Source organism: Bacillus sp. YBWC18, assembly GCF_002998775.1.
Taxonomy (GTDB): domain Bacteria; phylum Bacillota; class Bacilli; order Bacillales; family Bacillaceae; genus Bacillus.
In genome coordinates, this window is record NZ_PVRI01000005.1 from 219,719 (window position 1) to 240,228 (window position 20,510).

The 20,510-nt window shown below is 42.3% G+C and carries 22 protein-coding genes and 1 pseudogene; 17 read left to right on the forward strand and 6 right to left on the reverse strand.

Annotation, left to right across the window (positions count from 1 at the left end):
* Positions 1–144 precede the first annotated feature (144 nt).
* The 4 genes from C6348_RS14895 to C6348_RS14910 all read left to right on the forward strand — a co-directional run bounded on the left by C6348_RS14895 (position 145) and on the right by C6348_RS14910 (position 5,711).
* Positions 145–1,446, forward strand: coding sequence for a homoserine dehydrogenase (locus tag C6348_RS14895; protein ID WP_034659873.1), 1,302 nt, complete (start codon positions 145–147; stop codon positions 1,444–1,446).
* Entirely contained in the window at positions 1,446–2,507 is a 1,062-nt protein-coding gene (gene thrC / locus C6348_RS14900; RefSeq protein ID WP_066030449.1) for a threonine synthase, read from the forward strand. The genes C6348_RS14895 and thrC overlap by 1 nt, the downstream gene beginning before the upstream one ends.
* The gene (gene thrB / locus C6348_RS14905; protein WP_106039114.1) at positions 2,504–3,436 is read left to right on the forward strand and encodes a homoserine kinase; all 933 of its coding nucleotides are present in this window, start codon (positions 2,504–2,506) and stop codon (positions 3,434–3,436) included. Before thrC ends, thrB begins: the two co-directional genes overlap by 4 nt.
* Before the next feature lie 304 nt (positions 3,437–3,740).
* Positions 3,741–5,711 carry an alpha/beta hydrolase family protein gene (locus tag C6348_RS14910; protein ID WP_066030451.1) on the forward strand — a complete coding sequence of 657 codons (1,971 nt, stop codon included), beginning with the start codon at positions 3,741–3,743 and terminating at the stop codon, positions 5,709–5,711.
* A 49-nt stretch (positions 5,712–5,760) separates the two neighbouring features.
* Here C6348_RS14910 and C6348_RS14915 read toward each other — a convergent pair.
* Positions 5,761–6,060, reverse strand: a pseudogene (locus tag C6348_RS14915) (NifU family protein).
* Between the two features lie 121 nt (positions 6,061–6,181).
* Here C6348_RS14915 and C6348_RS14920 point away from each other — a divergent pair.
* Together C6348_RS14920 and C6348_RS14925 are read left to right on the forward strand one after the other, a co-directional pair.
* Positions 6,182–6,511, forward strand: a complete 330-nt coding sequence (locus tag C6348_RS14920; protein ID WP_106043619.1) for a YuzD family protein — start codon at positions 6,182–6,184, stop codon at positions 6,509–6,511.
* Positions 6,512–6,611: 100 nt separating this feature from the next.
* Complete coding sequence (locus C6348_RS14925) at positions 6,612–6,842, forward strand: WYL domain-containing protein (RefSeq protein WP_106030449.1); 231 nt, start codon at positions 6,612–6,614, stop codon at positions 6,840–6,842.
* A gap of 51 nt (positions 6,843–6,893) precedes the next feature.
* Here the strand turns inward: C6348_RS14925 and C6348_RS14930 are convergent, their stop codons facing one another.
* A complete protein-coding gene (locus C6348_RS14930; RefSeq protein ID WP_106038216.1) occupies positions 6,894–7,961 on the reverse strand; it encodes an NAD(P)/FAD-dependent oxidoreductase in 1,068 nt (355 codons plus the stop codon).
* A 255-nt stretch (positions 7,962–8,216) separates the two neighbouring features.
* On the opposite strand from C6348_RS14930, the gene C6348_RS14935 reads away from it, so the two are divergent.
* The 3 genes from C6348_RS14935 (at position 8,217) to erpA (ending at position 10,014) form a co-directional block, all read left to right on the forward strand.
* Complete coding sequence (locus tag C6348_RS14935; protein WP_003213414.1) at positions 8,217–8,453, forward strand: YuzB family protein; 237 nt, start codon at positions 8,217–8,219, stop codon at positions 8,451–8,453.
* A 270-nt stretch (positions 8,454–8,723) separates the two neighbouring features.
* Positions 8,724–9,578 carry a diaminopimelate epimerase gene (gene dapF / locus C6348_RS14940; RefSeq protein WP_060597233.1) on the forward strand — a complete coding sequence of 285 codons (855 nt, stop codon included), beginning with the start codon at positions 8,724–8,726 and terminating at the stop codon, positions 9,576–9,578.
* 73 nt (positions 9,579–9,651) lie between these two features.
* On the forward strand, positions 9,652–10,014 hold the full coding sequence (erpA, locus tag C6348_RS14945; protein WP_012011138.1) for an iron-sulfur cluster insertion protein ErpA: 363 nt from the start codon (positions 9,652–9,654) through the stop codon (positions 10,012–10,014).
* Positions 10,015–10,136: 122 nt separating this feature from the next.
* On the opposite strand, the gene C6348_RS14950 is transcribed toward erpA, so the two are convergent.
* Positions 10,137–10,553: a hypothetical protein gene (locus C6348_RS14950; RefSeq protein ID WP_106043620.1), complete on the reverse strand. Its 417-nt coding sequence runs from the start codon at positions 10,551–10,553 to the stop codon at positions 10,137–10,139.
* Positions 10,554–10,759: 206 nt separating this feature from the next.
* Between C6348_RS14950 and C6348_RS14955 the strand changes: the two genes are divergently transcribed.
* Positions 10,760–10,966, forward strand: coding sequence for a hypothetical protein (locus C6348_RS14955; RefSeq protein WP_012011136.1), 207 nt, complete (start codon positions 10,760–10,762; stop codon positions 10,964–10,966).
* A 47-nt stretch (positions 10,967–11,013) separates the two neighbouring features.
* Here the strand turns inward: C6348_RS14955 and yumC are convergent, their stop codons facing one another.
* Complete coding sequence (gene yumC, locus C6348_RS14960) at positions 11,014–12,012, reverse strand: ferredoxin--NADP reductase 2 (protein ID WP_034659862.1); 999 nt, start codon at positions 12,010–12,012, stop codon at positions 11,014–11,016.
* Between the two features lie 391 nt (positions 12,013–12,403).
* Here yumC and C6348_RS14965 point away from each other — a divergent pair, with 391 nt between their 5' ends.
* The 4 genes from C6348_RS14965 to C6348_RS14975 all read left to right on the forward strand — a co-directional run bounded on the left by C6348_RS14965 (position 12,404) and on the right by C6348_RS14975 (position 15,022).
* Positions 12,404–13,621 (forward strand): NAD(P)/FAD-dependent oxidoreductase, encoded by a 1,218-nt coding sequence (locus C6348_RS14965; protein WP_164847198.1) that lies wholly within the window; start codon positions 12,404–12,406, stop codon positions 13,619–13,621.
* Positions 13,622–13,750: 129 nt separating this feature from the next.
* Entirely contained in the window at positions 13,751–13,876 is a 126-nt protein-coding gene (locus C6348_RS18930) for a YuiA family protein (protein WP_181185437.1), read from the forward strand.
* 81 nt (positions 13,877–13,957) lie between these two features.
* Positions 13,958–14,278: a YuiB family protein gene (locus tag C6348_RS14970; RefSeq protein WP_039181171.1), complete on the forward strand. Its 321-nt coding sequence runs from the start codon at positions 13,958–13,960 to the stop codon at positions 14,276–14,278.
* 99 nt (positions 14,279–14,377) lie between these two features.
* The gene (locus tag C6348_RS14975; protein ID WP_106036546.1) at positions 14,378–15,022 is read left to right on the forward strand and encodes a 3D domain-containing protein; all 645 of its coding nucleotides are present in this window, start codon (positions 14,378–14,380) and stop codon (positions 15,020–15,022) included.
* 42 nt (positions 15,023–15,064) lie between these two features.
* On the opposite strand, the gene C6348_RS14980 is transcribed toward C6348_RS14975, so the two are convergent.
* Entirely contained in the window at positions 15,065–15,541 is a 477-nt protein-coding gene (locus C6348_RS14980) for a divergent PAP2 family protein (protein ID WP_095285825.1), read from the reverse strand.
* 327 nt (positions 15,542–15,868) lie between these two features.
* Between C6348_RS14980 and C6348_RS14985 the strand changes: the two genes are divergently transcribed.
* The 3 genes from C6348_RS14985 to C6348_RS14995 all read left to right on the forward strand — a co-directional run bounded on the left by C6348_RS14985 (position 15,869) and on the right by C6348_RS14995 (position 19,783).
* The gene (locus C6348_RS14985; protein WP_106039120.1) at positions 15,869–17,359 is read left to right on the forward strand and encodes a leucyl aminopeptidase; all 1,491 of its coding nucleotides are present in this window, start codon (positions 15,869–15,871) and stop codon (positions 17,357–17,359) included.
* A gap of 141 nt (positions 17,360–17,500) precedes the next feature.
* Positions 17,501–18,829, forward strand: coding sequence for a Na+/H+ antiporter family protein (locus C6348_RS14990; RefSeq protein ID WP_060597228.1), 1,329 nt, complete (start codon positions 17,501–17,503; stop codon positions 18,827–18,829).
* 177 nt (positions 18,830–19,006) lie between these two features.
* Complete coding sequence (locus C6348_RS14995; protein ID WP_106043621.1) at positions 19,007–19,783, forward strand: sporulation protein; 777 nt, start codon at positions 19,007–19,009, stop codon at positions 19,781–19,783.
* 69 nt (positions 19,784–19,852) lie between these two features.
* Here C6348_RS14995 and C6348_RS15000 read toward each other — a convergent pair whose 3' ends face one another.
* Complete coding sequence (locus tag C6348_RS15000; RefSeq protein ID WP_003212636.1) at positions 19,853–20,449, reverse strand: biotin transporter BioY; 597 nt, start codon at positions 20,447–20,449, stop codon at positions 19,853–19,855.
* Between the last annotated feature and the right edge of the window lie 61 nt (positions 20,450–20,510).

Genomic DNA, 20,510 nt, shown 5'->3' on the forward strand with positions numbered 1-20,510 from the left:
AGCGGTTTCATTCTGACAATCTCTTATTTTATTACCTTGTCAAAATGAGGATACCCCTTTATAATGTGTGTACATTGAATGTCTGTGTTAGGTTAACAAATGTCTTTTTAGAGAGGACATTGACGGAGAAAGGTGGAATTTCAGGTGAAGGCAATTCGAGTTGGACTATTAGGATTAGGAACAGTGGGGAGCGGTGTCGTCAAGATTATCCAAGATCACCAGGATAAATTAATGCACCAGATCGGCTGTCCGGTATTAATACAAAAAGTGCTTGTGAGCAATCCCGATAAAAAGAGAGATGTGGATGTGGCAAGAGAGGTCTTCACAACTGAAGTATACGATGTGATTAGAGATCCAGAGGTCGACGTCATTATTGAAGTGATGGGCGGCATTGAAGAGACAAAACAATATTTAATAGATGCGTTAAATGAGAAGAAGCATGTCATTACAGCCAATAAAGATTTAATGGCGCTTTACGGAACAGAGCTTTTACATGTTGCGAAAGAAAATGGCTGTGATCTTTATTATGAAGCAAGTGTCGCCGGAGGAATTCCGATTCTGCGTACGCTGGAAGAAGGATTGGCCTCTGACCGAATTACGAAGATGATGGGAATTGTGAACGGCACAACGAATTTTATTTTAACGAAAATGAACGTCGATAAAAGCGCATATGAAGATGTCTTAAAAGAAGCGCAGGATCTTGGCTTTGCAGAAGCAGACCCGACAGCTGATGTAGAAGGACTTGATGCAGCAAGGAAAATGGCGATTCTTGCAAGACTCGGTTTTTCCATGAATGTGGAATTAGAGGATGTGAAGGTCAGAGGCATCTCTGACGTTTCTGATGAAGACATTAATTTCAGTAAACGATTTGGCTACACAATGAAGCTGATCGGAATTGCCCAGCGGGACGGAGAGAAAGTGGAAGTCAGTGTCCAGCCAACCTTACTCCCTGATCACCATCCGCTATCATCGGTCAACAATGAATTCAATGCGGTGTATGTCTATGGAAGTGCTGTAGGAGAAACGATGTTTTACGGCCCTGGAGCAGGAAGTCTCCCAACGGCAACAGCTGTTGTATCAGACTTAGTCGCAGTGATGAAAAACATGCGCCTTGGCGTGAACGGAAGCGGATTTATCGCACCGCAGTTTGAGAAAAAGATCAAATCGCCATCGGAAGTATTTGCTCAGCAATTCTTAAGAATTCATGTCAGAGATCAAGTCGGGGCATTCTCCCGCATTACATCTATTTTTTCTGAAAGAGGCATCAGCTTTGAAAAGATCCTTCAGCTTCCTGTGAAAGGGCATGATGAGCTGGCTGAAATTGTGATTATTACACACCGGACCTCAGAAGAAGATTTCTCAAATATCCTGCAAAAATTAAACGATCTCGACGTGGTGGTTCAAGTGAAGAGCACGTACCGAGTAGAAGGGAACGGTTTAAGCTGATGAAGTGGAATGGACTTATTGAGGAATTCCAAGAATTCTTACCAGTAAACGAATCAACACCAAAACTAACATTAAATGAAGGGAATACACCGCTGATCCACCTTGCCAAACTTTCGGAAAAGCTGGGGGTTGAGCTTCATGTGAAAACAGAAGGCGTCAATCCAACAGGCTCTTTCAAGGATCGTGGAATGGTCATGGCTGTTGCAAAGGCAAAAGAAGAAGGCAATGATACGATCATGTGTGCTTCGACAGGGAATACCTCTGCGGCGGCAGCGGCTTATGCAGCCCGTGCTGATATGAAATGTATCGTCATCATTCCAGACGGGAAAATTGCCTTCGGGAAGCTTGCACAGGCTGTGATGTACGGAGCAGAGATCATTGCGATTGACGGCAACTTTGATGATGCGCTGAAAATCGTCCGCAGCATCTGTGAAAAAGCGCCGATTGCTCTTGTTAACTCTGTCAATCCGTACCGAATTGAAGGACAAAAAACTGCGGCATTTGAAATCTGTGAGCAGCTAGGCTCGGCCCCGGACGTACTGGCGATTCCTGTTGGAAATGCAGGGAACATCACCGCCTACTGGAAAGGCTTCAAGGAATACCATGAGAAAAAAGGAACTGGACTGCCAGTCATGCGCGGCTTTGAAGCAGAAGGTGCAGCAGCAATCGTACGAAATGAAGTGATTGAACAGCCAGAAACAGTGGCAACTGCCATCCGTATCGGAAATCCAGCGAGCTGGAAGCAAGCTGTGGCAGCCGCAGATGAATCAAACGGAAAGATTGATGAAGTGACTGACGAGGAAATTCTTCATGCATATCAATTGATTGCACGTGAAGAAGGCGTGTTTGCAGAACCGGGCTCTTGTGCGTCTATCGCAGGTGTGCTAAAGCAGGTGAAATCCGGAGAAATCAAGCCAGGCAGTAAAGTTGTTGCGGTATTAACAGGCAACGGATTGAAAGATCCGAATACGGCAATTGATATTTCACAAATCAAGCCGGTCACACTCGATGCAGATGAAGATCAAATTCTTGAACACTTAGAAAAGGCCGCGCGCGTATGAGTAAAGCCTCCATGCTTTTTACAATCACAGTACCGGGAAGCACTGCCAATTTAGGACCAGGCTTTGATTCAGTTGGAATGGCGCTCAGCCGCTATTTAAAGCTATCGGTCTATGACCATGATAGCTGGCTGTTTGAAGCAGAAACAGATGTCGTGTCCGGGATTCCATCAGGCACCGACAACCTAATTTATCAAACAGCCAAAAAGGTCGCAGATCACTTTGGAAAAACACTCCCGCCTGTTTATGTCAAAGTGTGGAGTGATATTCCATTGGCACGGGGGCTGGGAAGCAGTGCTGCTGCAATTGTGGCAGCCATTGAGCTGGCCAATCAGCTTCTCGAATTAAATATGACAGATGATCAAAAGCTCTTTTTTGCAAGTGAGGTAGAAGGTCATCCAGATAATGCGGGTGCTTCTTTATTCGGCGGTTTACTGATTGGTCTTCATGAAGAAGACCAGACACATGCCGTCAAAGTGCAGCATGTGGATATAGATGTTGTCGTCGTGATTCCTTTTTATGAAGTGCTGACAAAGGATGCCCGTGATGTCCTGCCAGAGGATCTTTCCTATAAACATGCTGTCAGTGCGAGTGCTGTGAGCAACGTGCTTGTAGCGGCATTAATGACGCAAAACTGGCCGCTTGTTGGAGAAATGATGAATAAGGATTTATTTCATCAGCCTTACCGCACAATGCTCGTCCCAGAGCTGTCGAAGGTAGAGCATGTCGCTTCGCTAAAAGGAGCGTATGGAACGGCATTAAGCGGTGCTGGACCGACGATCTTAACCTTAGTTGAAAAAGGGAAGGGAGAAGCGCTGAAAAAGCAGCTTGCCCAAAACTTCCCGCATTGCGAAGTAGATTTGCTGACGGTACCGGTAGAAGGTGTTGTCGTGGAGCATGATCCTGTCAATCAAGTAAAGAACGTGCTGTAAAAATGCACGTTACCAGCGTGTAGACAAACCCTCGCATTCGGTGTCAGTCCTGCGTGCTGGTGCTCACGAATGTCAAATTCGCTCCGTGCCAGTACTCGTCCTTCCTAGACTGCAAAGGTTTTCTATCACGCTGAAAAGAAGAAAAAGAGCTAAAATAAAGATCATTTTAGCCCTTTTTCAATAATCTGAGAACGTGCTGTAAATCTGCACGTTCTTTTTTTATCCTTGTTTTTATAGGAAGAAGCAGGGATTATTATTTAGAGGATCGAACTATTTTTTATGCGTAAAAGGGGGAGATACATTCATGAAGAAATTGATGACGGCAGAAGATTTAACGAAGATTGTTTCTGTTTCTCATCCGGTTTATTCACCAGATGGAAAAAAGGCGGTTTTTACAAAAGTCACGGTGAATGAGAAAAAAGATGATTACAACATCCATTTATGGGTTCGAGATGAAGAGACAGAGGAGCTGTCACAATGGACATTTGAGGATGGAAAGCATCATCAGCCAGTGTGGTCAAAAGACAGCAGGCAGCTTGCTTTTATTTTGCAAAAGCCAAAGGAAGTTCCTCAGCTGGCACTGATTCAGAGTCAGGGAGGCGGTGTGCGCACCTTAACGGCGATTCCATACGGGGTATCTCATCCTGTCTTTTCACCAGATGGAGCTTTCATTTATGCGGCTGTGTCACTGAAACAATCAGAATCTGTTCATGATGAAAAAAAGGAAGAGCGAGATGATTTCGCTCCTGCGGTATATGATGATTTGACCTATAAAGCAGATGGCAGAGGTTATTTAGATGGGCGTTTCACGCAGATCATTCAAGTGGATACCCACTCAGGAGAGGTAGAGGCTGTCACGAGCGGGCAGCATCATCATGTGAGTCACACGGTCTCTCCGTGCGGGAAATGGCTTGCCTATATTCAATCAAATCCTCAGATACCTTACATAAGTGACGTGTGCCTCCTGTCATTAGAGGACAGTACGACAAAGAAAATCACACAATCAGCTGGCGCTTATTCCACCGTGTCTTTTTCTCCAAATGGAGAGAGCCTCGTGTATATCGGACATGAGCGCGAATTTCAAAATGCTACCTTCCCAGCATTATGGCTGTATGATCTGAAGGAAGAAAAAGTAGTTCAGCTGTCAGAAATGCTCGATATGTATGTGGGCAACTGTATGGCAGGAGATAGCGTCATGGGCGAAGCCAATCAGCTTCCGCAGTGGACAAAGGATAGCCAGGGGTTTTATGCGCTTGTTTCTGATCAAGGCAGTACAGGGATTTATTATTTCTCCGTTGAAGGCTTAGCCTATCCAGTTCGATTAGAGGCAGAACATATTACAAACTTCAGCCTTCATCCAGATGAATCCAAATTGCTGCTCAGCCGGCTTACGCACGTTTCACCAAGTGAGCTGTATGAGCTGACATTAGGGGAGGCGGATCTAAAGCAAATCACGTTCGAGCATGACACCTTTCTTAAGGAGCATGTCCTATCGGTACCAGAGCCATTTTCGTTTCAGTCAAAAGAAGGTGATGAGGTGCATGGCTGGTTTATGAAGCCTTCCCAAATGGAAGACGGGAAGAAATATCCTCTCATTTTAGAGATTCATGGTGGACCGCATGCGATGTATGGTTATACGTATTTTCATGAATTTCAAATGCTCGCTGCTGAAGGCTATGCCATCGTATATATCAATCCTCATGGCAGTCATGGATACGGACAGATGTTTAGCGACCGTGTGAGAGGAAGCTATGGTGGCGTTGATTATAAGGATGTCATGCAGGCTGTTGATCATGTGCTCAAAGCCTATGATTTACTTGATGAAACGAGGCTCGGAGTAACAGGCGGCAGCTATGGAGGTTTTATGACAAACTGGATTGTCGGGCAAACCGACCGCTTTCGCGCAGCCGTCACACAGCGGTCCATTTCAAACTGGATTAGCTTTTATGGCATTAGTGACATCGGTTATTACTTCACAAGATGGCAGATTGATGGGGATATTTATGATTCGGCCGATAAGCTATGGGATCGTTCGCCGCTAAAGTATGTGAAGCAGGTGAAGACGCCGCTTCTCATCTTGCACAGCGATGAAGACTATCGCTGTCCAGTTGATCAAGCAGAACAGCTTTTTGTAGCACTGAAGGAGCTTGGGAAAGACACAAGGCTCGTCAAATTCCCGAAGGCATCTCATGATTTATCCAGAAGCGGCCATCCGGGGCAGCGTATTCAAAGACTGACCTTTATGAAGGACTGGTTTAGAGAGAAGTTAAGTTAATAATGAAAAAAACGACCCGAATTCGGGTCGTTTTCATGTCATATATGAATTAGAAAACCTGTTCAACTTCTACAACGCCAGGCACTTCTTCTAATAATGCGCGTTCAATACCGGCTTTCAATGTAATGGTTGAACTTGGGCAGCTGCCGCATGCACCAAGAAGACGTAATTTCACAATGCCATCTTCAATGTCTACAAGCTCACAGTCTCCACCATCACGTAATAGAAATGGACGAAGTTTGTCCAGTACTTCCTGTACTTGGTCTTTCATTTCGACTTCAGTCATTAGATATAATCGCTCCTTTCACAACATATCACCATTATATTCATCTGGACGATAAAAATCTATTGATTGGTTTCAAAGTTTCCTTCTCATTATAGCACAATCTCATCTTGAAACAAAAAGTGATTTTGACTTTTTTCATACAGAAAATTCAGCTAAAATAAAGAAAGAATAGGGGGCTTGCCAAATGAATCAAACCGTTGATCTTTATGTATATGGAAGAGATGTACTGTGCGCTAGCTGCGTGAATCTGCCTTCTTCAAAAGACACATTTGAGTGGTTAGATGCAGCGTTAAAACGAAAATATCCGAATCAGCCGTTTCGCATCACATATATTGATATTGAGCACCCGCCAGAAAACGAACGCCAAAAAGATTTGTCTGAACGAATTCTTGATGATGAATTCTTTTATCCGCTTGTCTTAGTGGAGGATCAAATTGTTGGAGAGGGCAATCCAAAATTAAAAGACATTTATCAAGAAATGGAGAAATACGGTTACACGGAGAGCAGTGAATAAACTGTTCTTTTTTTGAGAAAACAAACAGAACAAATGTTCCTTTTTAGGTTGAAAAAGAACGTTTGTTCGATTATAATCAAATGAAAGGAGCGTGAGCATCATGAATTATTTACTGAAACAATCTCTTCATCAGCAAATACCAATTGAGATGATTTATATGAAGAAAAACGGAGAGTGCACGAAGCGTAAAATCATTGTCCACCGTCAAACAGACCAGCTTATCCAAGCGTATTGTTTATCGAAAAAGACGATGAGAACTTTTCGTAAAGACAGCATCCTTGCCCTTGCTCCGATCAAATTGACCCGTTCATCGGCACATGCCGTTTCATAGAAAAAAAGCTCCCTCGTCATGAAGGAGCTTTGAGAAAAAATTCACATGATGTTAGCCATTGTGATGCTTGTACATCCAAAGGAGTCCGGATTTTAGAAGTCTTGGTACACGGCCAATAAGTGGACGATCTGCTACTAAGCCAAAGCCGGCTTTTTTCCCTAAAGATCCTAAGACACCTTTTAGCTTAAACTGAGGATAAGCCTCAGGAAGCGGCTCGTTTTTCCAGCGTTTTTGCAGAGATTGGACAATTTGTTCTGCCTGCGCCTCGGCAAGCTGTGCACTTGGGGCATGCGGCAAGCTTGCGCAATCACCCACGACATAGACATGCTCATTTTCAGGGAGATTGTGATGAGGTGTTAATACGACGCGGCCTTGTGCGTCTTTTTCAACATCCATCTCCCGTACCACTTTGCTTGGCTGAATGCCTGCTGTCCATACGATGACCTCTGCTTCAATGGCGTCATCATGGTTGTAAACAACACCTTCTTCAACCTTCGTAATATTGGCACAGTTAATGATCTTTACGTCATTTTCTTCAAACCACTTTTGCACATATAAACTTAATCTTTTTGGGAAGCTTGATAGAATCAGCTCTCCGCGGTCAAAAAGAATAATGTTTAAATCAGCACGGCTTTCTCTTAATTCACTGGCTAGCTCTACCCCGCTAAGTCCAGCACCGACGATACCAACCGTTGCACCTGCACCCAAATTGTTTAATTTGTTATACGTATGTCTTGACTGATCAATGGTTTGAATACTGTATGTATGTTCTTTCGCACCAGGGACATTATGATACTTGTCCTCACAGCCGAGTCCAATCACCGTGTCGTCATAAGGAATGGGTTCACGGTCGCTGAATAAGATCTGTTTGTTTTCAATATCAATTTTTTCTACTTCCCCATATTGAATATCCAGCTTCGGATGCTCTGGAAAAGATACTCGGATGTGATGATCAGAGATTGTTCCAGCAGCGAGTGCATAATATTCTGTTTTTAAACAGTGGTAAGGATTTCGATCAACTAATGTGATAGTAACATCATCAGGTAATTGATTTGGCAATAAGCGGTGGAGAACCCGCATATTCCCGTAACCTCCGCCGATCAAGACTAAATTTTTCATGACGATTCTCCTTTTCCCCGTAGACATTGAAAAACACTTATACTAAAAAACTTTAAGTTAAAATACCAAATAAAATTATATCGAATTTACTGTGAAACCACAATAATTGTTTCAAAATAACCTACATATTCATTAGTTAGTCCTAAATAGTAAAACATTTTACGAGGAATAGGCGTAACGATACAGATGAAGCTCATGTTTTGACTAATAGAAGGAATTTCGGTAGGATGGTAAAGCAATGTGAGGTGAAGCAAAGTGTTCCCACTGATCGAATTTTGTGTAAGTAATCTTGCACAAGGGTCTCAAGAAGCAAAAGAGAAGCTTGATAAAGACCCAAACCTAGACGTTATGGAATACGGCTGTTTAAGCTATTGCGGCAAATGTATGGACTCCCCATTTGCACTTGTGAATGGAGAATTTGTTTCAGGAGAAAATGCAGAGCAGCTAGTCGAGCGTATTTATGCTTTTATAGAGGAAAATGAGATGTTTTAAATGCACCACATGGGTCATGAGGTGCATTTTTTTCTTACTTCAATCTTCCATTTTTAAGGAGAATTCATAGAAAGCGCATCCAATATGTTATGCTAATAAAATATCATCAAAATGAAGCATCACACGAGAAAAAAAGAGGCATATGCATAATAAAAGCCCTTTGCCATGGCAGCAAAGAGCTTCTATGTATGAAAAACGGGGGATGATAAGATTGTCTCCTGAATCGACTCCTTTTATACTATAAAGAAACAACATTTTTGGAGGAAGCTCATGACATCATTTCAATTCACGAAAATGCACGGATTAGGAAATAATTATATATACGTCAATCAGATGAAGGAACAGCTTCCAGAAGAGCAGCTATCAGAGATAGCGATCCGCGTTTCTTCTGTTTATACAGGAATCGGTTCAGACGGAATGATCCTTATTTGCCCATCAGATGTTGCACCTGTGAAAATGCGCATTTTCAACAATGATGGATCAGAGGGTAAAAACTGCGGCAACGGTCTACGCTGCGTCGCAAAATATGTGTATGAGCATCAAATCGTAACAGACACAACGTTCCAGATTGAGACATTGTCAGGACTCGTTGAAGCTACCGTTCACGTGCAGGATGGTCACGTTCATTTAGTGACAGTAGATATGGGGAAACCTCGTTTTGAAAAAAAAGCGATGCCGATGCTTGGTGAACCGGCCAGCACAACGATTCATGAAGCACTTGATTTTGGCACTGTGACTTTAAATGGAACGGCTGTTTCAATGGGAAATCCGCACATCGTTTTTTATTTAGAGGACATTGAAAAGGCACCGCTTGATACAATTGGGCCAATCATCGAAAAACACGACATGTTCCCAGAAGGCGTCAATGTAGAATTTGTAGAAGTGGTCAGTGAAACAGAACTGCATTTTCGTGTGTGGGAAAGAGGGTCTGGCATTACTCAAGCCTGCGGAACGGGAGCTTGTGCTGCGGCTGTATCCACGATTGTGAATGGACAGGCGAAAAAAGAAACGGACATGACGGTTCACTTAGCAGGCGGAGATCTCATCATTCGCTGGAAAGACAACGACCATGTGCTCATGACAGGGCCTGCTGAAACGATTTGTGACGGCACATTTTATCTGTAAACCATTTATTTGAGAAAAGGCACCATCACGTTTATAATTGAAAAGAAACATCCAGTCAAAAGGAGGGATGATCATGAGTACACCAGTAACCATTACAGAAGCTGCTGCACTGCAGATTAAAGATATGATGAAAGAACATGAAGAAGAAAATGCGTTCCTGCGAGTGGGCGTAAAAGGCGGCGGATGCAGTGGTCTTTCATACGGCATGGGCTTTGACCATGAAGTTTCAGAGAAAGACACGCAGTTCGAACAGCAAGGCATCCAGGTCCTTGTCGACTCCGAAAGCCTTGATATCATGAACGGCACCATTATTGATTTCAAACAATCACTAATGGGCGGCGGTTTCACCATCGACAATCCGAATGCGATTGCTTCATGCGGATGCGGTTCTTCTTTTAGAACAGCGACGAATACCGGTACGCCGGAAGAGTGTTAACAACTGATCGTGGATTAAGATAAGCCTTCTTGTTCGTTTGTTTTTATAAACAACACGATCGAGGAGGCTTTTTTATTGAGTTGAGAGTCAACAAAAAAAGACACTTAAGCAGCGTCTCTTTCTCATATTTTTTCTTCGATATTTAAAAGTTCTTTATCGAGGATATAAACCAATTCTTGTGTACTAAATAAATAGATGCCGACTTCTTTATTGATATCTTCCACATGTACTTCAACCTCAACTCGAATCTTTGCTGGTTCTCCGCGATACATAACTTCAAACGTACCGATTTCTTTCGTTTCATTGTCTTTTTGTATTTTCTTTATTTCAGACTGTATCTGTTTGATGTCTTGATGATTCAAACCAGAATCCAAAATCGAAGAGGAGACATGCTTTAAAAAAGGTTCTAGTTGATCAACATCAATATTTAACCCTGCTGCGAACTCAGCATCACGTTTGTTAAAGTCTTTTGCAAACAGTTCTACTGAGCCACCAATCATCAGTAATAAGCACAAACTGATCATTAAACGCTTTAACATCTTTCCACCTATCCTTCATTATGAACTTCTTCATTTCCTATATCGGTTGATCAGATGAAACCTTCATTGATTCCATTATCTCTTCAACAATTTATAAATCGCTCAATTTTGTTACAGCTTGCCCTCACAACTGGCTATTTCCACCCAAAAAGAGTATCATGATAACCAAACATAAACTGTAGGTAGAGAAAAGAGGTTGCTGAGGTTTGAGTGAACAAATCAATTGCAGGAACTGTCATGAACTGATTCCGTATCGTTCCAAAACGTGTCCAGCTTGCGGGATTGAGAAGCCGCTTCCGAAAAAGGAACGTGTGAAGGATCGGGTGATTTTGGTTGTGGCAGGGATTGTTGTGGTGCTGCTTGCTGCAATGGTACTTGGAATGGCGAATGCCTATATTGGGGTTTTTAAATAAACGAAAAAGGAGTTCCGCTAGTGGGAACTCCTTTTTTTGATCCGCTTTTATTTGTTTTCAAATAAGCTTGTGGAATGAAGAGGCTGTACACGGGCTTTCGGGTCCATGTAGGCTTTCGCATTGTTGACAGCCGTTGGTGCTTCACCAAATCCGCTGGCAATCAATTTGACCTTTCCTTCATACGTGCAGATGTCTCCAGCCGCATAGAAGCCTTCAATGTTTGTTTCCATTGTGGATTTCACGACGATCGAGTTCTTTTCGATTTCAAGACCCCATTGTTTAATTGGTCCAAGGGAGGAAACAAAACCGAAGTTGACGATCACGTCGTCTACATCAAGCACTTGTTTTTTGTCGCCTTTGACTTCTTCGAGCACAATCTGTTCAATGCGGTCTTCACCAATGAGCTCAGTTGGCACAAATGGTGTCACTACATTGACTTTCGAATTGTGCAGGTTTTCTACACTGTGCTCATGGGCGCGGAATTTATCACGGCGGTGAATAATGGATACTTCTTTTGCGATAGGTTCAAGCATTAGTGCCCAGTCTACTGCAGAGTCTCCGCCGCCAAGAACGGCCACACGTCTGCCGGCAAATTGGTTCAAATCATTAATGAAGTAATGCAGGTTGCTTCCTTCAAATGATTCTGCTGCACCTAGCTCAAGCTTTCTCGGTTGGAATGCACCGTTACCAGCTGTAATGATGATCGTTTTAGAATAATGAATCTCTTGATTTGTCACAAGTTTAAAAATGCCATCTGCCTGCTTTTCAACCGTTTCAACTGCTTGCTCTAAGCAAATGGTTTGATCAAATTTATCCATTTGTTCCTTTAAGTTATCAACTAATTCTTGTGCGCGGATTTTTGGAAAACCAGCCACATCATAAATGTATTTTTCAGGGTAAAGAGCGGATAATTGACCGCCGAGCTGAGGAAGGCTTTCAATGATTTTCACACTTGCCTGTCTCATGCCACCGTAAAACGCAGTAAACAATCCTACTGGGCCGCCCCCGATAACGGTAATGTCATATACCTTAGAATCTTCTTGCATTCCTTTAATCCTCCCAAATGAAAATTGTTATCACTATATCATATCATACCACATATCGTCGTTTGACTTGTTTTGAAAAACTTGTCGTTTTTTGATGCCGAAGCTTTGAAAAAGAGGAAAAAGTGAGAAAGACCGTTTATCATAAGGATTTTCAGTTTAAAGCCTTGAAAAAAGGAGCAGAACTCGCTATTATTGTTAAGGGAACTAAATATTAATTTTTTATGAATTTTTGTCGGATACGGTCAAATGCTTTCGTTTTATGTAGGTGAAAGTTCAGATTTTCACATACTTATTTTTTTGTTTAAATTTCATAAAATGCCGGAAAGCGGTTGAGAATAGCAATATGTAATTCTTTATCCGTTTTACAGCAAATTTAAAAAAGGTGGATGTGATTCCAGTGAATAAACCGAAAATCGTTGTATTAGGTGCAGGTTATGGCGGATTAATGACTGTAACAAGATTAACAAAACAGCTTGGCACAAATGATGCGGACATTACTCTTGTGAACAAGCATAATTATCATTACGAAACAACATGGTTACATGAAGCAAGCGCAGGTACACTTCATCATGACCGCTGTCGTTATCAAATCAAAGATGTGATTAACAGTTCCCGTGTCAACTTTGTACAAGCAACAGTTGAAAGCATTAATAAGGAAGCAAAGAAAGTTGTGACATCAGATGGCGAACTTTCTTACGACTACCTTGTTGTTGCACTTGGTGCTGTTCCTGAAACATTTGGTATTGCAGGACTGAAAGAATATGCATTCTCAATCTCTAATATCAACTCTGCTCGTCAGCTTCGTGAGCACATTGAGCTTCAATTTGCGACGTATAATACGGAAGTTGAAAAACGTCCAGAGCGCTTGACAATCGTTGTCGGCGGTGCAGGCTTCACAGGTATTGAGTTCCTTGGTGAGCTTGGAAACCGGGTGCCTGAGCTTTGCAAAGAGTATGATATTGATCAAAAAGACGTACGTATCATCTGTGTAGAAGCTGCACCAACAGCTCTTCCAGGATTCGATCCTGAATTGATCGACTATGCAATGAACTACCTTCAAGGTAAAGGTGTTGAGTTCAAAATTGGTACAGCGATCAAAGAATGTACGCCTGAAGGCATCATTGTTGGAAAAGACGATGATACAGAAGAAATCAAAGCTGAAACTGTTGTTTGGGCTGCTGGTGTACGCGGTAACCCAATCGTTGAAGAAGCTGGATTTGAAAACATGCGCGGCCGCGTAAAAGTGTCTCCAGATCTTCGTGTACCAGAAAATGATGATGTATTCATCATCGGTGACTGTTCATTGATCATCAATGAAGAAATCAACCGTCCATACCCACCAACTGCACAAATCGCGATGCAGCAAGGTGAAACAGTAGCGAAAAACCTTGCAGCACTAGTTAAAGGTGGTTCTCTTGAAAGCTTTAAGCCAGACATCAAAGGAACAGTTGCTTCTCTTGGTGAACACGACGCTGTAGGTGTTGCGTTTGGTAAAAAACTTCAAGGAACAAAAGCTTCTGCAATGAAGAAAATCATCGACAACCGTTCTTTATTCATGGTTGGCGGCCCAGGACTTGTTCTGAAAAAAGGAAAATTCAAGTTCTTCTAAACCGATATAGACAAAAACGTGTATCCTCGTGATACACGTTTTTTTATGGCATATTTTCTTACTTGGTCATCGGAAGCAAAGTATGGTATGATAAATTATCAGAAAATTTAGATTAAGGGAGTGAGCAATATGAATGCACATACAAAAGAGAAGAAGACCACCTGTCTATATTGTTCGGGGAAAGGATATTTTCAGCTATTGCTCGGCGGATCTGAAACATGTGAGGAATGTAAAGGGACAGGAAAGAAGCTTTAATCCAACTGCTTTTTCCATTGATTGACTTCATCTCTATTTCCAAGTTAAACTAATGATGGGATATTTGGGGGTGGAGATGAAGTGATCAGTTTACCAGTCGTTATCATTTCAGTTATTTTATTTTTCGTGTTATTCTTCGGTATTGGCTTTTTGCTCAATATGCTGCTGAGAATGTCATGGATTATGGCTATTTTATATCCAATTGTATGCCTTTTCATTATCAATAATCAAAAGATGATCGCTTATGTCAGAGAACCGGGCACCGCTTTTTCAGGAATAGGAGACCGCATCGTCTCTCTCGCAGCGGCAGATATCATTATCTTGTTAAGCGGTCTGATTGGTGCAATTGCATCAGGTTTTGTCATCAATGCACTTCGAAAAAGAGGGTATCAAATGTTTTAACTCACTTGTAGACATGCAAGTGGGTTTTTTTGTTTCTCCTTTGCATAGTTTCCATTTTGTTTGGAAACAAATAGATGGGTAGAGGAGTGACAAATAAAGATGAAAACATGGATGAAACGATTGTTCATGACAGCCCTTTTCATGCTTGCTCTCTTGACAAGCTTTACGGGCATATCTGGAGTTGAACCAAGTGATTTAGCTGTCTGGGTGAAAGAGACTGATCCTGGCAAGCAAGTATCTTCTTTTTTCCAACAGCAAAAAAGGGAAACGATGGCACTCAAAAGTGATGACTTGCGGGCTGTTTCTCTCGAAGAAGCGTTTAATTGGAATGATTACCCGAAGCAAAAGGTTGTCGCCACAGGCTATACAGCAGGTGTGGAATCAACAGGTAAAACGAAGGAACACCATGCATATGGCATTACATATTCAGGCGTCAAAGTGAAACGTGACCTATATTCAACTGTGGCAGCAGATCCATCAGTCTTTCCGATTGGAACCGTGCTGTTTATCCCAAACTATGGCTACGGAGTGGTCGCAGATACGGGAAAAGCCATTAAAGGTCATAAGCTTGATTTATACTATGAAACCGTAGATGATGTGTATAGAGAATGGGGTAAAAAAGTGCTTGATGTGTATATCATCAAAAAGGGCGAAGGGACGTTAACGGAAAAAGACTTAAACCAGCTCAATGAAGCAGAATCAATGCAAGTGTTCCGTCAGCAGTTTCAAGCCAATAAAGAATAAAAAAGCTTTGGACAAGTTTTAGGTCCAAAGCTTTTTTCGCTTCTACATGAAGTAATAATCTAAGATGAGTGTCAGTAAGATCCCTGTTAAGCCGCCAAAGAAGACTTCAATCGGCTTATGACCAAGAAGCTCTTTTAATTTCTTTTGCTTTTCTTTTTCTTCCGCACTCGGGAAATTCTTTGCTTCAGAAACAAATCGGTTAAAATCTGTCACCAACTTGTTAAGTACAGTCGCCTGTTCTCCTGCCTGTCTGCGCACACCTGTCGCATCGAACATGGTAATAATGGCAAAGATGGCGGAAATGGCAAAGATAGATGTATCTAGCCCGTGCTCTAAAGCCACTGCTGTTGAGAGTGCTGTTACGGCTGCGGAGTGTGAACTTGGCATTCCGCCTGTGCTTGTAATGAGCGACCAATCTAGTCGTCTAGAAATGATAAATTGAATCGGTACTTTTACAAATTGAGCAAAAAAGATGGCTGCAAGGCTGGCAAGCAGCGGAAAATTCGTCAGTACGCTCATGAACAAGAAACATCCTCTCTGTAAGAAAAAATATGGTGCGAAATGATGGACTGTGTACCCTAGTAAGATGAAAAAATGATAGCAGTATAAAATGCTGCCAAGTCCATGTTCAATTATAACATTAAAGAAAGTAGATGTGGAACGAGGAGAATGCAGGCGGGCTGCTCAAGTTTTCATCGCTTTTTTCATGATGCCCTTCCGCGTGTGAAAATATAAATGTTCATCAAGTAAAGACAGACTGGCAATGATCGTATAGGCACGTAAATTTTGATATAATAGAAGTTCCAATGTGAAAAATGGAGTTCATTGAAGGAGCGTGTGATAAATATGTTTTTCTCGACAAATGAATTGCAACATAAAGATACACTGGTGATCGGACTTTTTCAAAAGAGCCAATTATCAGGAAAAGCAAAAGAAATGGATGAATTACTTGAAGGAAGAATCACTGAATTATTAAAAGAAGGCGATATTTCATCTAAACGAAATCAGCTTTCGAAGTTTTTCCCATCCCCTGAAACAGGCATTAAACGCATTTATTTTGTCGGGCTTGGGAAGGAATCAGATTACACGTTTGAAGAGGCAAAAGAAGGGTTTGCCCATTTATTTAAAAAGCTCCATCAAGATAAAAAGCAAGCGGTTTCGGTCTTGCTGGATACGTTTATTGGAAAGGATCTGCCTGCCCAAGATGCAGCCCATGCCCTTTCTGAAAGCTGCCTTTTAGCTACATATGAATTACAAGATTTTAAACATAAAACAAATGAACCGGATCGCTTCATCGAGTTTGTTTATGCAACGACGGATCATGATACAGCTGAAATTCAGGCAAGTCTGAAAGTGGGCGAGGTCTACGGACAGTCCGTCAATTCGGCCCGTACCCTTGTGAATATGCCGCCGAACATGCTCACATCCTCTGATCTGGCTTCGTACGCGGCAGAGCTTGCGTATAAATACGAATTTGAGATTGAAATTTTAGATAAAGAACAGATGGAAGAGCTCGGGATGGGCGGGATTCTAGCTGTCAATAGAGGCTCAACAGAACCACCAAAGCTGATCGTTCTGAAATATCAAGGCAAGGAAGAATGGACAGACGTCATCGGGCTTGTCGGTAAAGGTATCACGTATGATACTGGTGGCTATTCTTTAAAGCCAAGAGCCAGTATGGTTGGGATGAAAACAGATATGGGCGGCTCTGCCTCTGTTTTAGGCGCCATGGAAATCATTGGTGAACTGCGCCCAGAGCAAAATGTCATTGCTGTCATTGCCTCGACAGACAATATGATCTCAGCTGACGCCATGAAACCGGATGACGTCATTGTGTCACTTAGCGGTAAAACAATCGAAGTGCTGAATACGGATGCAGAAGGACGTCTTGTTTTAGCAGATGGTGTGACATATGCGAAGCAGCACGGTGCCTCTGTCCTTGTAGACGTGGCCACATTAACAGGCGGGGTCATTGTGGCACTTGGAAATGAGACAACAGGCGTCATGACGAATAACGATGAACTATATGCTCAGTTTAAAGAGGCATCAGAAGAATGCGGTGAAATGATTTGGCAGCTGCCAATCACTGAAAAAGATAAAAAGCGCGTACGAAACAGCAAAATGGCGGATCTCAATAACTCACCAGGCCGCGATGGTCATGCGATCATGGCAGGAGCATTCATTGGTGAATTCGCTGAGGATACGCCTTGGGTTCACTTAGATATTGCAGGAACAGCAACAACAGAAAAGCCTTCATGCTTTGGGCCAACAGGGGCGACAGGTGTGATGGTACGGTCATTGGCCACATTTGTGGAACGATTTGAAGGAAAGAAATAAAGGATCAGGCTCTGCCAAATGGCGGAGCTTTTTTTATGTAGGACATACGCCATTTGACGAAGAAAATTTTCTATGGTAACATACGTTGGTACTTTAATTATCTACTACATTAGTAAACTAAAGGATTTCGGGGGTTTCACCATGAATGCAGTTGTTTTAGCGGTTGTTTTAATGTTGATATTAAGCTTGCTGCGGGTCAATGTCGTGATTGCGCTGGCACTCGGTGCTTTAGCTGGCGGACTTGTAGGTGGATTAGGCCTGGGAGGAACAGTGGAAGCCTTTACTGACGGGCTCGGAGGAAATGCGACAGTTGCCATTAGCTATGCACTTTTAGGGGCATTTGCTGCGGCGCTGACAAAAACGGGTCTTCCAGATGCCATGGTTGAAGGAGCAGTGAAGCTTCTAGGAAAAGAAGGCGACTCAAGAAGAAAAACATTATCAAAAGTACTGATCATTCTTGTGATTTTGATCGTATCTTGTTTTTCACAAAACGTCGTTCCTGTTCACATTGCCTTTATTCCGGTCTTAATTCCGCCATTATTAAAAGTGTTTAACGAGCTTCAAATTGACCGCAGACTGCTAGCGTGTGTCATGACCTTCGGACTCACTGCACCATATATTTTACTTCCAGTCGGTTTTGGACAGATTTTCCACGGAATGCTCCGTGATAACATGAAAGAAGCAGGATTGACTGTTCAATTAACAGATGTTCCATTGGCCATGCTTATCCCTGTAGGGGGCATGATGCTCGGGTTGCTTGTTTCCCTTTTTGTGTATCGGAAGCCAAGAGTATATGAGGATCGAGATATCACGGACGTAGAAAAATCAGCTTATACAAAAAAGAGCTTATTGTTCGCAGTGCTGGCTATCTTAGTATCACTCATTGTCCAGCTTTATTTATCTCAAAGCCTTGGCGTGGAAGGAATGATCTTCGGTGCACTGGCAGGCCTTCTTGTTCTGTTTGCCACAGGCATGATGAAACGAGATGAAGCTGATGCGCTGATTACTTCCGGTATGAATATGATGGCATTTATCGGCTTTGTCATGCTTGTAGCGGCTGGATTTGCCAACGTATTAACGAAAACAGGAGATATTGAACAACTAGTGAAAGCATCTTCTCAGTTCATTGGAAACAATCAAAGCGTAGCGGCCATTTTAATGCTATTAGTTGGTTTACTTGTGACAATGGGGATCGGTTCATCCTTTGCGACGATTCCAATCATTACAACCATTTTTGTTCCGTTATGTATGCACTTAGGATTTAGCCCACTAGCCACCATTGCCATTATTGGTTCAGCTGCGGCTGTTGGGGATGCAGGTTCACCTGCAAGTGACAGTACGCTTGGACCGACATCTGGGTTGAATATGGATGGACAGCATCACCACATTTGGGGTACTTGTGTTCCAACCTTCGTATTTTATAATGTTCCGCTTGTCCTGTTCGGCTGGCTTGCGGCAATTATTCTTTAACATAAAAAGCTTGTAGAAAAACGTTGTTTTTTCTATAAGCTTTTTTGTGATGTTTTCTCCATTTTTTTGCTGTCCAAAGGTGAAAAAATAATTAGGACAAAAGTATGAATTAAATGAATCTTTCTTCCTCTTTCTTACGTATATATGCTGATAAAAATGAAAAGGGGAAGAGGAGAGATGTCATTTTTTAAAAAGCTAGCGGCAAGTGCTGGGATTGGTGCAGCGAAAGTAGATACTATTTTGGAGAAAAACGCCTATTATCCAGGACAAGAGGTAAGGGGAACCGTCCATGTAAAGGGCGGGAAAATCTCTCAGGACATCCGCTATATCAATGTCAAGATTCAAACACAATATGTGATTGTGCAAGATGATGAAGAGCATAGAAAATATGTGAATATCTTTACTTTACGGGTGACGGATTCTTTTACCATCCAGCCTGGAGAAAAGCATGAATTTCCGTTTTCATTTATTCTTCCTATTGATACCCCGATGACTATCGGAAAAGTAGAAATTGCAGTGGTGACAGACCTTGATGTCCAAGGCGGAATCGATAAATCTGACTATGACCGTATTTTTGTTGAAGCACATCCTTGGGTGAAAAATATACTGGAAGCCACTAGAAATCTTGGCTTCCACCTGAACGAAGCAGACTGTGAACAAGCGCCTTACTTCCAGCGCCGTCTGCCATTTGTTCAAGAATTTGAGTTTATTCCGACATCAGACGACTATCGCTATATGCTTGATGAGTTAGAGCTGATTTTTCTGATAGATGAGAATGGATTAGACGTTATTTTCGAAGTCGACCGCAGAGCAAGAGGCCTGCGAGGGTGGCTGGAGGAAATGTATAATGACGGAGAACAGCTTGTACGCCACCGCTTCAGTCAATCAGATCTTGAAGATGTAGAAGCGCTTGAAGGAATGCTAGAAGAAATCATAGATCAATACGCTGAGTAATGATGAAAAAAGAGCTTGAATGAAGACAGGCTCTTTTTTCTATGATCCACTTGAAGATGATGTCTGCACTTATGACGCAGCTTGTTGTTTTCGAAAGGATGTGGCTTTTGATACAGAGCGATAAATTTTAGGTGCCAGCATCGCAAGTAATATGGTCAATGCGTAGTCTTTCACCATAAACCAGATCATAAAGAACCATGTGGTTTGATAGGAAATGGGTGCATTCAGCCACACATTTAATGCGAGGTACGTATAAGTCGTTCCGATCACATACATGACGGTCGTACCTGCAATAGCTGCAAGCAAAAAGCGGCCAAAGCCAGGATTTTTTCTTTTTTCTAAAATAAATCCAGCTAGCCAGGCAGCAGGAATATACGATAATACAAAACCACCGCTTTTGCCTAAAATAACCCCAAAGCCCGCTGAGAACTGTGCGAATACAGGTGCACCAGCAATTCCAACTAAGGCATATACAATCATAGCCAATGCGCCAAGCCGTCTGCCGAGCAAGAGACCAGCAAGTACACAAAAAAACGGCTGCATCGTAAGTGGAATTCCGCCGACCTGCAAAAACGGCACAATGGATGTGATATTGGCTCCAATCGCCATGAGTGCAGCAAACATTCCGACTAGCACAAAATCAGCGGTTCTTGTTTTCTGTTGCATGATGTTTCCCCCTGTCTTATCTGTACAAATAGATTAAGGGGATGAGAAGTATTTGTCAACC

Coding starts and splice junctions, on each gene's coding strand:
- thrC (WP_066030449.1), top strand. CDS start 1,446: ATGAAGTGGAATGGACTTATTGAGGAATTCCAAGAATTCTTACCAGTA.
- thrB (WP_106039114.1), top strand. CDS start 2,504: ATGAGTAAAGCCTCCATGCTTTTTACAATCACAGTACCGGGAAGCACT.
- C6348_RS14910 (WP_066030451.1), top strand. CDS start 3,741: ATGAAGAAATTGATGACGGCAGAAGATTTAACGAAGATTGTTTCTGTT.
- C6348_RS14920 (WP_106043619.1), top strand. CDS start 6,182: ATGAATCAAACCGTTGATCTTTATGTATATGGAAGAGATGTACTGTGC.
- C6348_RS14925 (WP_106030449.1), top strand. CDS start 6,612: ATGAATTATTTACTGAAACAATCTCTTCATCAGCAAATACCAATTGAG.
- C6348_RS14930 (WP_106038216.1), bottom strand. CDS start 7,961: ATGAAAAATTTAGTCTTGATCGGCGGAGGTTACGGGAATATGCGGGTT.
- dapF (WP_060597233.1), top strand. CDS start 8,724: ATGACATCATTTCAATTCACGAAAATGCACGGATTAGGAAATAATTAT.
- erpA (WP_012011138.1), top strand. CDS start 9,652: ATGAGTACACCAGTAACCATTACAGAAGCTGCTGCACTGCAGATTAAA.
- C6348_RS14950 (WP_106043620.1), bottom strand. CDS start 10,553: ATGTTAAAGCGTTTAATGATCAGTTTGTGCTTATTACTGATGATTGGT.
- yumC (WP_034659862.1), bottom strand. CDS start 12,012: ATGCAAGAAGATTCTAAGGTATATGACATTACCGTTATCGGGGGCGGC.
- C6348_RS18930 (WP_181185437.1), top strand. CDS start 13,751: ATGAATGCACATACAAAAGAGAAGAAGACCACCTGTCTATATTGTTCG.
- C6348_RS14975 (WP_106036546.1), top strand. CDS start 14,378: ATGAAAACATGGATGAAACGATTGTTCATGACAGCCCTTTTCATGCTT.
- C6348_RS14980 (WP_095285825.1), bottom strand. CDS start 15,541: ATGAGCGTACTGACGAATTTTCCGCTGCTTGCCAGCCTTGCAGCCATC.
- C6348_RS14985 (WP_106039120.1), top strand. CDS start 15,869: ATGTTTTTCTCGACAAATGAATTGCAACATAAAGATACACTGGTGATC.
- C6348_RS14990 (WP_060597228.1), top strand. CDS start 17,501: ATGAATGCAGTTGTTTTAGCGGTTGTTTTAATGTTGATATTAAGCTTG.
- C6348_RS14995 (WP_106043621.1), top strand. CDS start 19,007: ATGTCATTTTTTAAAAAGCTAGCGGCAAGTGCTGGGATTGGTGCAGCG.
- C6348_RS15000 (WP_003212636.1), bottom strand. CDS start 20,449: ATGCAACAGAAAACAAGAACCGCTGATTTTGTGCTAGTCGGAATGTTT.